Origin of the sequence: Amycolatopsis sp. cmx-11-51 (genome assembly GCF_047608665.1) — a bacterium.
In the GTDB taxonomy this organism is placed as follows: Bacteria; Actinomycetota; Actinomycetes; order Mycobacteriales; family Pseudonocardiaceae; genus Amycolatopsis.
Map to the genome: position 1 here is coordinate 1 of NZ_JADNQO010000035.1, position 14,061 is coordinate 14,061.

A 14,061-nucleotide genomic window follows, 5' to 3' on the forward strand; every position below is an offset into this window, starting at 1 on the left:
GTGATGTGTTGGATCCGGGGTTCGTGTTGGATGTCGGGGGTGAGGCGTGTCCGCCGGAGTTGGTTGAACGTTGGGCTGGCGGGCGCACGATGTTCAACACCTATGGTCCGAGTGAGGCGACCGTCGATGCCACGGTGTGGCGCTGCCGGACCGATGTGGGCCCTGGGCCGGTGCCGATCGGTCGGCCGATCGCCAATACCCGGGTGTATGTGCTGGACGATGGGTTGGAGCCGGTTCCGGCCGGGGTGAATGGAGAGTTGTACATATCCGGCGCCGGTGTGGCCCGGGGGTATGCGGGCCGCACGGGGTTGACCGGTGAGCGTTTTGTGGCGTGCCCGTTCGAGTCGGGGCAACGGATGTATCGCACCGGGGATCGGGTGCGGTGGACTGCCGACGGCGAGTTGGTGTTCCTGGGGCGGGTCGATGATCAGGTTCAGATCCGCGGCTTCCGGGTGGAGCCAGGGGAGATCGAAAATGTTCTGCTGACCAACCCCGATGTCGACCAGGCCGTGGTGATCGCCAGGGAAGACGTTCCGGGCGACGTTCGGCTGGCCGGCTATGTGACTCTCGCCGGCGCGGTGTCCGGTGAGGAGTTGCGGGTCTTCCTGGCTGAGCGGCTGCCCTCGTACATGGTGCCCTCGGCGATCGTCGAACTTGACGCCTTCCCCTTGACCGTCAACGCGAAACTCGACCGCAAGGCACTGCCCGCGCCGGACTTCGCCGGTCTCACGGGTATCGGCCGCGCGCCGGTGAACGCGCGGGAGGAGCTGCTTTGCGCCGCGTTCGCCGAGGTGCTTGGTCTGGGGCGAGTCGGTGTGGATGACGACTTCTTCGTGCTGGGTGGTCATTCGTTGTTGGCGGTGTCGTTGGTGGAGTGGTTGCGTCAGCGTGGTGTGTCGGTGTCGGTGCGGGCGTTGTTCACGACACCGACCCCGGCTGGATTGGCCGCTGTCGCCGGGTCCGGTTGGGTGGAGGTGCCGTCGAATTTGATTCCGGATGGTGCCACCGAGTTGACGCCGGAGATGCTGACGCTGGTCGACCTGACCGAGGACGAGATCGCGCGGGTGGTGGCCGCGGTTCCCGGTGGGGCACCGAACATCCAGGACGTCTATCCGCTGGCACCGTTGCAGGAAGGCATCTTCTTCCACCACCTGATGACCGAGCGGGGTGGCACGGATGTGTACGCGACTCCGACCGTGCTGGCCGTGGACAACCTGCAGCGGGTGGACGATCTGCTGACGGCGTTGCGGTGGTTGATCGATCGGCACGACATCTACCGCACCGCGGTCATCTCCGACGGACTTCGGGAGCCGGTACAGGTGGTCACCCGCCGCGCCGGGCTACCGGTCGAGGAGGTCGTTCTCGACCCGCGCGGCCCTGACCCGGCCGAGCAGCTCCTGGCCGCGAGCGAATCCGCCATCGACCTGACGCGGGCGCCTTTGCTGCGGGTGTGGGTGCTGGCGGTCCCGGACGGCGGTTGGCTGGTGCTGCTGCGTATCCACCACCTGATCCAGGATCACACCACGTTCGATGTGCTGCTCGACGAACTTCGCGCGTTCCTCTCCGGGCAGGCGGAGCAGACGCCGCCGCCGGTCCGTTTCCGCGACTTCGTCGCGCAAGCACGGCGCGGAACTACTCCGGAAGACCACGAACGCCACTTCACCGAGTTGCTCGCCGGCGTCACCGAAACCACCGCTCCCTACGGCCTCACGAATGTTTACGGCGACGGCACCGACTCGGCGCAGACCCGGTTGCCGGTGGACCCCGCGCTGACCGAGCGGCTCCGCGGCCTGGCACGGACGTTCGGAGTGAGCCCGGCGACGCTGTTCCATCTGGCGTTCGCGCGGGTACTCGGTACGCTTTCCGGTCGCGAGGACGTCGTGTTCGGCACTGTCCTCTTCGGACGTATGAACGCCGGTGCGGGCTCCGGCCGTACCCCGGGGCTGTTCATCAACACGCTTCCGGTACGGGTGCGTCTGGCAGACGCGAGCGTGGCCGCGGCCCTCGCGGCCGTGCGCCGTCAGCTCGCCGAGCTCATGGTCCACGAACACACTCCGCTCGCCACGGCGCAACGGGCCGGCGGGATGGCCGGGACCGGTCCCTTGTTCACCGCGTTGTTCAACTACCGGCACAACCTGCCGTCCGGGCGGAACCCCGGGGCCGCTCTCGACGGCGTGACCCCGGTGCTGGTGCGGGACTACTCGAACTACCCGCTGGTCGTGTCGGTGGACGACGACGGAGCCGGTTTCGAGCTGGAGGTGGAGGCCGCCGCCGCGGTCGACCCGGCCTGGGCTGGTGCGCTCATGCTCACCTGTGTCGAGAGCCTGGCAATCGCGTTGGAGCAGGCCCCCGGAACACCACTGTCCACAGTGGACGTGCTCGGTGAGGTCGAGCGGGAACGGATCCTCGCGGAGTGGAACGACACCGCGACACCCGCGCTGGGCAAGTCGGTGCCCGAAGCGTTCGCGGCGTGCGTCGCGGCGGATCCGGACGCGATCGCCGTGGTGGAGGCGGACCGGGAACTCACCTACCGCGAGCTGGACACGCGTTCGGACCGGCTGGCGCGGGTACTGGTCGGTGGCGCGATCGGTCGGGAGCCCGTGTTCGCCGTGCTGATGGAACGCTCTGCCGAGCTGGTCGTGGCCGCCCTCGCGGTGCTGAAGGCGGGCGGGGTGTACCTGCCGCTGGACCCGACTTGGCCGGCGGCGCGGACACGTTCGGTGCTGGCGGACGCGGGTGCCTGTCTGCTCGTGGTGAGTGAGGCGATGGCGGGCCAGGACCTCGGTGTCGTGGAGGTGCGGGCGGACGCCGGGGTGGACGAGGGCTCGCTTCCGGTCGTCCGGGAAACAGCGGCGGCGTATGTGATGTACACGTCGGGGTCGACGGGCGTGCCGAAGGGTGTGGTGGCGACCCACCGGGATGTCGTGGGCTTGGCGGAGGACCGTTGCTGGGGGTCGCCGTCGCGGGTGTTGTTCCACGCGCCGCATGCTTTTGACGCGTCGTCGTACGAGTTGTGGGTGCCGTTGTTGTCGGGCGGCACGGTCGTGGTGGCACCGGCGGAGCGGATGGAAGCCGCTGTGCTGCGCGGGTTGATCGCCGAACACGCGTTGTCGCACGTGCACGTGACGGCCGGTTTGCTCCGGATCCTGGTCGACGAGGATCCGAGGTGCTTTGCGGGTGTGGGTGAGGTGTTGACGGGTGGGGACGTGGTTCCGGCCGGGTCCGTGCGGCGGGTGTTGGAGTCGAATCCTGGGGTGGTGGTGCGGCAGTTGTACGGGCCGACCGAGGTGACGTTGTGTGCCACTCAGTACGAGGTTGGTGCCGTGGGTGAGGTTGATGGTGTGTTGCCGATTGGGCGTCCGATGGATAACACGCGGGTGTATGTCCTGGACGAGCGGTTGCGGCCGGTTCCGGTGGGGGTGGCTGGTGAGTTGTATGTGGCGGGTGCGGGTGTGGCGCGTGGTTATTTGAATCGTCCTTTGTGGACTGCGGAGTGTTTTGTGGCGTGTCCGTTTGGTTCGGGTGGCCGGATGTATCGCACGGGTGATCGGGTGAAGTGGGATGCCGCGGGGCGTCTGGTGTTTGTCGGGCGGGTGGACGGGCAGGTGAAGATTCGCGGGTTCCGGGTTGAGCCGGGTGAGGTCGAGGTGGTGCTGGCCGGGCATCCGGGGGTCGCGCACGCCGCGGTCGTGGTCCGGGAAGACGTTCCGGGCGACAAGCGGCTCATCGGTTACGTGGTGCCCCGGGAAGTGCCCGCCGCCGAACCGTTGCGAAGCTATGTATCCGAGCGCCTGCCGGAGTATCTCGTCCCGTCGGCGTTCGTGGAGCTGGACCGATTCCCGCTGACGGTCAACGGAAAGGTGGACCGGGCGGCGTTGCCCGCGCCGGCGTATTCGGCCGCTACCGGCCGTGCTCCGGCGAACGCCACGGAAGGGCTGCTTTGCCAGGCTTTCGCGGAGGCACTGGCGCTGCCGTCGGTCGGGGTCGATGACGACTTCTTCGCGCTGGGCGGGCATTCACTGCTGGCGATGCGCTTGGTGAGTCAGGTGCGGATGGCGCTGTCGGTCGAGTTACCACTGCGCGCGCTGTTCGAGGCCCCGACACCCGGGCGCCTGGCGGCCAGGCTCACCGAGGTGGCGTCGCCGGGCCGGGTGGCGCTGGTGGCGCGGGAGCGGCCAGAACCGATGCCGTTGTCGTTCGCGCAGCGTCGGTTGTGGTTCCTCGGTCAGTTGGAGGGACCGAGCCCCACTTACAACATCCCGTTGACGTTGCGTCTGACCGGCTCCTTGGACCGAGCGGCTTTCGCGGCGGCGTTGCGTGATGTGGTCGGGCGCCACGAGGTGCTGCGCACCGTGTTCCGGACCGCCGGGGGAGAGCCCTGCCAATGGGTGCTTTCGGCGGACGAGTCCGGGTTCGCGCTGGACGTGGTCGAGGTGGCGCCCGTGGATCTCGACGACGCGATCGCCAGGGCGGCCGGACACACCTTCGATCTCGCCAACGAAGCTCCGCTGCGGGCGACGTTGTTCCCGGTGACGCCGGAGGACCACGTCCTGGTCCTGGTGGTGCATCACATCGCGGGCGACGGCTGGTCGATGGAGCCGCTGGCACGCGACGTGTCCGCGGCGTACACGGCGCGGCTGGCAGGCGGGAGTCCGACGTGGAATTCGCTTCCCGTCCAGTACGCCGATTACACGTTGTGGCAACGGGAACTGCTCGGCGAGAGCCTCATGTCACAGCAGATCGCGTACTGGCGTGACACGCTCGACGGCGCACCGGAAGAGCTGGACCTTCCCGCCGATCGGCCCCGTCCCGCGGAGACCTCGCGCCTCGGACACGTCGCCGAAGTGGAGATCCTGGCGGACCTGCACCGCGCGCTGCTGGAGCTGGCCCGTGCTGAGGGCGTGACCGTGTTCATGGCGCTCCAGGCGGCGCTCGCCGTCACCTTGGCGCGGCTGGGGGCGGGCACGGACATCCCGATCGGCGTCGCGGTGGCGGGACGGACCGACCAGGCCCTGGACGACCTGGTGGGGTTCTTCGTCAACACCCTCGTCATGCGCACCGACCTGGCCGGCGATCCCAGTCTCACCGAGGTGCTCGGCCGCGTCCGGGAGACCTCGCTGTCCGCGTTCGCGCATCAGGACGTCCCGTTCGAACGGCTGGTGGAGGAACTGGCCCCGGTTCGATCCCTCGCGCGGCATCCGTTGTTCCAGGTGATGATGACCCTGCAGAACGCCGGCCGGGACGAAGAGCCGCCGCTGATCCTGCCCGGTCTGCGGGTTGCCGCACTGCCTTCGGCGGTCAAGTCGCTGGAGGTCGATCTCGATCTGAGCCTCGGCGAGAGCTTCGACGAGGCGGGCGTGCCGACCGGCATCAGCGGCGCTCTCATCGTCTCGGCCGACCTGTTCGACCGTGACGCCGCCGCGCGGCTGGCGGATCGGTTCGTCCACGTGCTGCGGACGATGGCACGGGACCCGGGCACCCCGATCGGCTTGGTGGACGTGCTCGAAGTGGACGAACGGCGGCGGATTCTGACGGAGTGGAACGAGATGCCGGTAGCCGCCCCGGAGGTGTCGGTGCCCGAGGCGTTCGCGCGCCGGGTAGCGGTCGATCGTGACGCGGTGGCCGTGGTCGCCGAGGGCGTCCGGCTCGGCTATGGCGAACTGGACGCGCGGGCCGAGCGGTTGGCGCGGGTGCTGGTCGCCTCGGGAGTGGGACCGGAGTCGGTCGTCGCGGTGCTGCTGGAGCGGTCGGCCGACGTGGTGGTGACGCTGCTGGCGGTGCTGAAAGCCGGTGGGGCGTATCTGCCGCTGGACGCCGGCTGGCCGGTCGCGCGGATGCGCGCCGTGGCCGAGGACGCGGGCGCCGCGGTGCTGGTGGTGCACGAGGCGACGGCTCAGCACGATCTCGGACTCACGGTGATCCCCGCCGACGCCGAGACGGACGCCGTGGTGGATCTTCCCGGCGCGGTGGCCCCGGACGGTGCCGCGTATGTGATGTACACGTCGGGTTCGACCGGGGCCCCGAAGGGCGTCGTGGCCACCCACCGAGACGTCGTGCGGTTGGCGAAGGACCGCTGCTGGGGTGAGACGCCACGGGTGCTCTTTCACGCGCCGCATGCTTTTGACGCGTCGTCGTACGAGTTGTGGGTGCCGTTGCTGTCGGGCGGGACCGTGGTGGTGGCACCCGACGAGCGGGTGGAGGCGACGACGATCCGACGGCTGATCGCGGAACACGAGCTGTCCCATGTGCACGTGACGGCCGGCCTTTTCCGGGTGCTGGCGGATCGGGATCCGTCCTGTTTCGCGGGTGTGGGTGAGGTGTTGACGGGTGGGGACGTGGTTCCGGCCGGGTCCGTGCGGCGGGTGTTGGAGTCGAATCCTGGGGTGGTGGTGCGGCAGTTGTACGGGCCGACCGAGGTGACGTTGTGTGCCACTCAGTACGAGGTTGGTGCCGTGGGTGAGGTTGATGGTGTGTTGCCGATTGGGCGTCCGATGGATAACACGCGGGTGTATGTCCTGGACGAGCGGTTGCGGCCGGTTCCGGTGGGGGTGGCTGGTGAGTTGTATGTGGCGGGTGCGGGTGTGGCGCGTGGTTATTTGAATCGTCCTTTGTGGACTGCGGAGTGTTTTGTGGCGTGTCCGTTTGGTTCGGGTGGCCGGATGTATCGCACGGGTGATCGGGTGAAGTGGGATGCCGCGGGGCGTCTGGTGTTTGTCGGGCGGGTGGACGGGCAGGTGAAGATTCGCGGGTTCCGGGTTGAGCCGGGTGAGGTCGAGGTGGTGCTGGCCGGGCATCCGGGGGTCGCGCACGCCGCGGTCGTGGTCCGGGAAGACGTTCCGGGCGACAAGCGGCTCATCGGCTACCTGGTACCCGCGGACACCGGGGCCTCGATCATCGACGCGGTACGCGCGCACACCACCGAGCGCCTGCCCGGCTATCTGGTGCCCTCGGCGTTCGTCGAGCTGGACGTCCTTCCGCTGACGGTCAACGGAAAGGTGGACCGGGCGGCGCTCCCTGACCCGCGGCACGACACGGGCACCGGACGCGCCCCGGCCACCGCCCAGGAAGAACTGGTGTGCAAGGCGTTCGCCGAGATCCTCGGCGTGCCCGTGGTCGGCGTCGACGACGATTTCTTCGCACTCGGTGGGCATTCGCTGTCGGCGGTGTCACTCGTCGAGTGGCTGCGGCAGCGCGGAGTATCGGTCTCGGTCAGAACGCTGTTCGTGACACCGACACCGGCCGCGCTGGCGGCGGTGGCGGGTCCGGAACCGGTGGTGGTACCGCCCAACCTGATCCCGCCGGGCACCGGCGAGATCACGCCCGAAATGCTGCCGCTGGTGGACCTGACCGAAGCGGAGATCGCCAGGGTGGTCGAGGCGGTGCCGGGTGGGGCGGCCAACGTGCAGGACGTGTATCCGCTGGCGCCGTTACAGGAAGGCATCTTCTTCCACCACCTGATGACCGACCAGGGCGACGACGACGTCTACGCCATGCCGTTCGTCCTGCGTTTCGGGGCGCGGCAACGCTTGGAAGCCTTCCTGGCCGCGCTGCGACAGGTGGTCGACCGGCACGACGTCTACCGCACCGCGCTCGTTTCGGACGGGCTGGCCGAGCCGGTCCAGGTCGTGTGGCGACACGCCGAGCTGCCGGTCACGGAGGTCACCCTCGACTCCGGCGGCGGTGACGCGCTCGGACAGCTGCTGTCCGCCGCCGGTGGGTGGATGGACCTGCGCCGGGCACCGTTGCTCACCGTGCACATCGCGGCCGAACCGGGCGGCGGCACCGGATGGCTGGCGCTGGTGCGGATGCATCACCTTGTCCAGGACCACACGGCGCTCGACATCGTGCTCGACGAGATCAAGGCGATACTGGCTGGCCGGGCCGGCACGCTGCCCACCCCGGCGCCGTTCCGGGATTTCGTGGCGCAGGCCCGGCTTGGCGTGCCCGAAGAGGCGCACCGGGAGTATTTCGCCGGGCTCGTCGGGGATGTCACGGAGACCGGCGCGCCCTACGGGCTGCTGGACGTGCACGGTGATGGCACGGCGACCGGGCTGAGCAAGTTGACGGTGGACGGCGGTGTGGCGAGCCGGGTGCGGGCGCTGGCGCGATCGCTCGGGATGAGCCCGGCGACGATCTTCCACCTGGCATGGGCGCGGCTGCTCGCGGCGGTGGCGGGACGCGACGACATCGTGTTCGGCACGGTGCTGCTCGGCCGGTCGAGCGTGGGCGCGGACCGCGTGCCGGGGCTGTTCATGAACACCCTCCCGGTACGGGTCGGCCTGGCCGGGCAGCCGGTCGGAACGGCACTGACGGAGCTGCGTGACCAGCTCGCCGAGCTGCTGGCGCACGAGCACGCGCCGCTGACACTGGCGCAGGAGGCAGGCGGCCTGCCCCACGGCAGCCCCTTGTTCGCCGCGCTGTTCAACTACCGGCACGCCCGGCCCGTCGTCCTCGAGCCAGGCGACGTGCTCGGGGACGTCGAGACCCTGTTCACCCAGGAGCAGAACAACTACCCGCTGAGCGTGTCGATCGACGACGACGGTGTGGAGTTCGACATCTCCGTCGATGTCGTGCGGCCGGTGGACGCGGACCGGTTCGCCGCGCTGCTGCACACCACGCTCGCGAAGCTCACCACCGCGCTGGAGGAGAACCCGGACCTTCCGCTCCTGTCGGTGGACGTGCTCGACGTGACCGGCCGGGCCCGTCCCGAACCGGGTATGGACACCGGCTCCGACCGGCTCGCGCGGCGGCTGACCGCGCTCGGCGTGCGCGAGGAGTCGGTGGTCGCGATCGGGGTCCGGGAGCCCGGTGACCTGACGGTGGCGCTGGCCGCCGTCGGCAAGGCGGGCGGCAGGTACGTGCTCGTCGATCCGGCGGATCCGGCGGAGCAGGTCGCCGCCGTGCTCACTGGCGCCGGAGCACTGGCGCTGGTCACCACCACCGAGGCGGCCACGAGTCTGCCGGACTGGCCCCGTCGCCTGCTGCTCGACGAGGCCGAAGCCGCACCCGCGGGCCGGGCGGTGTTCGTCCCGATGGCGGACGGCGCGAGTACGCCGGGCGAGGGCCGCGCGCCGGCCACCGCGCACGAAGAGCTGCTGTGCCAGGCGTTCGCGCAGGTACTGGGCCGGGAGCGGGTCGGCCTCGACGACGACTTCTTCGCCCTCGGCGGGAATTCCCTGCTGGCGACCCGGTTGGTGAGCCGGGTGCGCTCGGTGCTCGGCGTCGAGGTGTCGATCCGGCTCCTGTTCGAAACACTGACCGTGGGCCGCCTCGCCGAACGGCTGGGGCAGGCAGGCGGTGGCCGGTTGGCGCTGACGGCGCGGGAGCGCCCGGAGCGGCCACCGGTTTCTTTCGCGCAGCGCCGGCTCTGGTTTGTCGGCCAGCTCGAAGGCTCGAGCGCCAGCTACAGCGACACGACCGCCCTCCGGCTGCGCGGCGCGCTGGTTCCGACGGCGGTGGCCGCGGCGCTGCGGGACGTGATCGGCCGTCACGAGGTGCTGCGGACGGTGCTTCCGGCCGAGGACGGCGAGCCGTACCAACGGATTCTGGCGATCGAGGAGACCGGCTTCGCGCTCCCGGTGGTCGAGGTCGCGGCAGCGGAGGTCGCGGACGAGATCGATCGAGTGGCGGGCCACGCGATCGATTTCGCCGAGGAGATTCCGATCAGGGCGCGGTTGCTCCGCGTGACGCCGGACGACCACGTCCTCGTGCTGGCGGTGCACCACATCGCGACCGATGGCTGGTCGACCGCGTCGCTGGCACGGGACCTGTCGGCCGCATACGCCGCACGCCTGGCCGGTCAGCCGCCGGACTGGGCGCCGTTGCCCGTGCACTACGCGGATTACGCGCTCTGGCAACGGGATCTGCTCGGCGACGCGGACGATCCGGAGAGTGTGCTGGTCCGGCAGCTGGCGTTCTGGCGCGACAACCTCGCCGGTATCCCCGACGAGATCCCGCTTCCGGTGGACCGGCCCCGCCCCGCGGTGGCGACGCACCAGGGCGGCGACGTCGAGGTGGAGCTGTCCGCTGAGCTGCACCGGCGCGTGGTGGAGCTCGCTTCGACCGAACAGGTCACCCTCTTCATGGTGTTCCAGGCGGCCTTCGCGGCGTTGCTGAGCAGGCTGGGCGCGGGCGGCGACATCCCGATCGGCACCGCGCTGGCGGGCCGCACCGATGACGCGCTGGACGAACTGGTCGGGTTCTTCGTGAACATGCTGGTGCTGCGCACCGACGTCTCGGGCGACCCGAGCTTCTCGGAGCTGCTGCGGCGAGTGCGTGACACCGACCTGGCGGCGTACGCGCATCAAGACCTGCCGTTCGACCGGGTGGTGGAGGAGTTCGTTCCGGAGCGTTCGCTGTCGAGGCAGCCTCTGTTCCAGGTGGCGCTGGACGTGCGGAACGCGCCCGAGGCTGAGCTGCGGCTCCCCGGACTGGAGGTGAGCGGCGAACCACTCGCGCACGGCGTCGCCAGGTACGACCTCATGCTCAGCCTCGCCGAGCGACGCGACGAGCGAGGCGCCCCGGACGGGATTTCGGGTGCGCTGGAGTTCGGCACGGACTTGTTCGACCGCCCGACGGCCGAGGGACTCGTCGCGCGGCTGGTGCGGCTGCTGGAATCCGTCGTCGCCGAACCCGCTCATCCGCTGAGCCGGATCGACCTCCTGTCCGAGGCCGAACGCCGTCAGGTGCTCGACGACTGGAACCCGGCGGGCCTCGGGGTGCCCGAGGCGACGGTGCCCGGCCTGTTCGCCGCCCAGGTCGCGCGACGGCCGGAAGCGGTCGCGCTGGAGGCCGGTGACACGGTCGTCGGGTACGCGGAACTGGACGCGCGCTCCGATCGGCTGGCGGGTGTCCTCGCCGGGCACGGCGTGGGCCCCGAATCGGCGGTGGCCGTGGTGCTGGACCGTTCGGCCGATCTGGTCGTCGCGTTCCTCGCGGTCCTCAAGGCGGGCGCCGCCTACCTCCCGATCGACCCGGTGCTCCCGCCCGAACGGATCGAATACCTGCTCGGAGACGCGCGGCCGGTGTGCGTGCTGACGACCACCGAGCACCGGTCGTCGATCCCGGAAGGCACGGAGGCACCGGTCGTCGTACTCGGCGCCGCCGAGGCGGAGCGGACCGCGCCCGTCGTCCCACCGCTGCCGGCACAGCCTGCCTACCTCATCTACACCTCGGGCTCGACGGGACGGCCGAAGGGCGTGGCGGTCTCGCACCGTGGCATCGCCGCGCTCGTGGCCTCGCAAGTCGAACGGCTCGCCGTCACCGAAGAGAGCCGGGTGCTGCAGTTCGCCTCCCCGGGGTTCGACGCGTCGGTTTGGGAACTGGTGATGGCGCTGTGCACCGGCGCCCGCCTGGTAGTGGCGGAGGATCTGCTCCCGGGCGCCGGGCTGGCCGGAGTAGTGGCCAGGCACGGGGTGACCCACGCGACCCTGCCGCCCGCCGTGCTCGCCGCGACCGCTCCGGAGGATCTGGCGCCGGTCACCACGCTGGTGTCGGCGGGTGAGGCACTCACCGGCGACCTCGTGGCGCGCTGGGCGCCCGGACGCCGGTTCGTCAACGCCTACGGGCCGACCGAGACCACCGTCTGCTCGTCGATGTCCGCGCCGCTGTCGCCCGGCGATCCGCCCGACATCGGGATCGCACTCCTCGACAGCCGCGTCTACGTCCTTGACGACGCCTTGGCCCCGGCGCCGCCCGGAGTGCGGGGGGAGTTGTACGTGGCAGGCGCCAGCCTGGCCCGTGGCTACCTCGGCAGGCCGGGGATGACCGCCGAACGGTTCGTGGCCTGCCCGTTCACGTCCACTGTGGACGGTGTTGCGACGGTGCCCGGCGGGCGGATGTACCGCACCGGGGACCGCGCTCGATGGACCACCGACGGTCGGCTGATCTTCGAGGGCCGGGTCGACGATCAGCTCAAGATCCGCGGGTTCCGGATCGAACCGGGCGAGATCGCGCAGGTGCTGGCCGCGCATCCGGCGGTCGCCGACGCGGCGGTCGTGGCCAGGGAGTACCAGGCGGGCGATCGGCGTCTGGTCGCTTACCTGGTCCGCGCCGAGCCGGAGGCCGACGGGTTCGGCGAGACGCTCCGGGAGTACGTCCTGCGCAAGTTGCCCGCGTACATGGTGCCCGTCGTGTTCGTGGAGCTCGACGTGTTGCCCTTGACCGTCAACGGAAAGCTCGACCGCAAAGCACTTCCCGCGCCTGGCGACGGCGCGGCGGGGGCGGGCCGCCCGCCCGCCACGCGGGAGGAAGAGCTCGTCTGCGAGGCGTTCGCGGAGATCCTCGGGTTGTCCGATGTCGGCCCCGACGACCACTTTTTCGCCCTCGGCGGGCATTCCCTGCTGGCGACCCGGTTGCTCAGCAGGATCAGGGTGTCCGCGGGTGCCGAGGTGCCACTCCGGGTGCTGTTCGAAAACCCGACCGCGGCCGAGGTAGCCGCGTGGATCGTGGCGAACGCCGGTACCGGGAAGAAATCGAGGCCGGCGCTCCGGCCCATGCGTGAGCACGAGAAGGAGATCTCATGATTCCGCTGTCGTTCGCGCAGCGCCGGCTGTGGTTCCTCTGGCAGCTGGACGGCCCCACCGACACCTTCAACATCCCGCTCGCGCTGCGGTTGACCGGTGAGCTGGACCGCGACGCTCTCGCCGCCGCACTGTTGGACGTGCTCGGCCGCCACGAGGTGCTGCGCACCGTTTTCCCTGCCCAGGACGGCGAGCCCCGCCAGGAGGTGCTCCGGATCGACGAGACGGGCTTCGAACTCGAGGTCGTCGAGGCGACGGCGCTGGACGACGAGGTGGCGCGCGCGAGCGCGTACGCCTTCGACCTGGCGCGCGAAATCCCGGTGCGGGCCCGGCTGTTCGCGGTGAGCCCGCGCGAGCACGTGCTGGTACTGGTGGTGCACCACATCGCGGCCGACGGCTGGTCGATGGGCCCGTTGCTGCGCGACCTCTCCACCGCGTACGTGGCACGGCTGGCGGGAGGCGCGCCGGACTGGGCGCCGCTGCCGGTGCAATACGCCGACTACACGCTGTGGCAGCGCGAACTTCTCGGTGCGGAGGACGACCCGGAGAGCACCCTGACCGAACAGGTGTCGTTCTGGCGGCGAACCCTCGCCGAGGCGCCGGAGGAACTGAACCTGCCGACTGACCGGCCGCGCCCGGCACAGCTGGATCCCCGTGGCCACACCGCCGAGCTGGAACTCGGCGCGGACACCCATCAGCGGCTGCTCGAGCTGGCGCGTGAGCAAGGGGCGACCCTGTTCATGGTGGTGCACTCCGCGCTGGCGGTGCTGCTGTCCCGGCTGGGGGCAGGTGCGGACCTCCCGATCGGGACCCTGGTCGCGGGGCGGACCGACGAGGGGCTCGACGACCTGGTCGGCTGTTTCGTCAACAACCTGGTGATCCGCGCCGACCTGTCGGGCGATCCGGCCTTCACCGACGTGGTGGGGCGCGTACGGAAAGCCGCGCTGGACGCCTACGAAAACCAGGACGTGCCGTTCGAGAAGCTGGTCGAGGAGCTGGCGCCGACCCGATCGCTGTCCAGGCACCCGCTGTTCCAGGTGATGGCCGCCGTGGAAAGCGCGGACCTCGTCTCCGCCGGGCGCGGCCGCGGGCAGGTGATGGAGTTGCCCGGCCTGCGGATCGACTCGGTCTCCGACGGCGAGCAGGCGGGCGACCTCGACCTCGATCTCGATCTCGTGGTGCGCGAGGCACTCGACACCGATGGACACCCGGCCGGGTTGCAGGGTGCCCTCATCGGCGCGGCGGATCTCTTCGACGCCGAGACGGTCGACCGGATCGCGGCACGGCTGGTCCAGATCCTGGAAACCGTCGCGGCCGACCCCTCCGTCACCGTCCGGTCCTTTCGGATTCTCGACCAGGACGAACTGCGCCGGACACTCCGGGAATGGAACGACACGGCGGTCGCGGTGCCGGGTGGTGTGGTGCCGGAGTTGTTCGCGGAGCGGGTGGTGTGTTCCGCGGAGGCGACAGCGTTGGTCGGTTCGGGTGTCGAGTTGAGTTATGCGGATTTGGATGTGTGGTCGAATCGGTTGGCGCGGAA

At 70.1% G+C, this 14,061-nt stretch carries 2 protein-coding genes; both read left to right on the forward strand.

The features are described from left to right. Window positions 1-23 precede the first annotated feature (23 nt). Window positions 24-12,524, forward strand: a complete 12,501-nt coding sequence (locus tag ACM6LU_RS39045; protein WP_414942902.1) for an amino acid adenylation domain-containing protein — start codon at window positions 24-26, stop codon at window positions 12,522-12,524. Next, a partial coding sequence (locus ACM6LU_RS39050; protein ID WP_414942903.1) for a condensation domain-containing protein occupies window positions 12,521-14,061 on the forward strand: 1,541 nt, incomplete at its 3' end. The genes ACM6LU_RS39045 and ACM6LU_RS39050, both read left to right, overlap by 4 nt.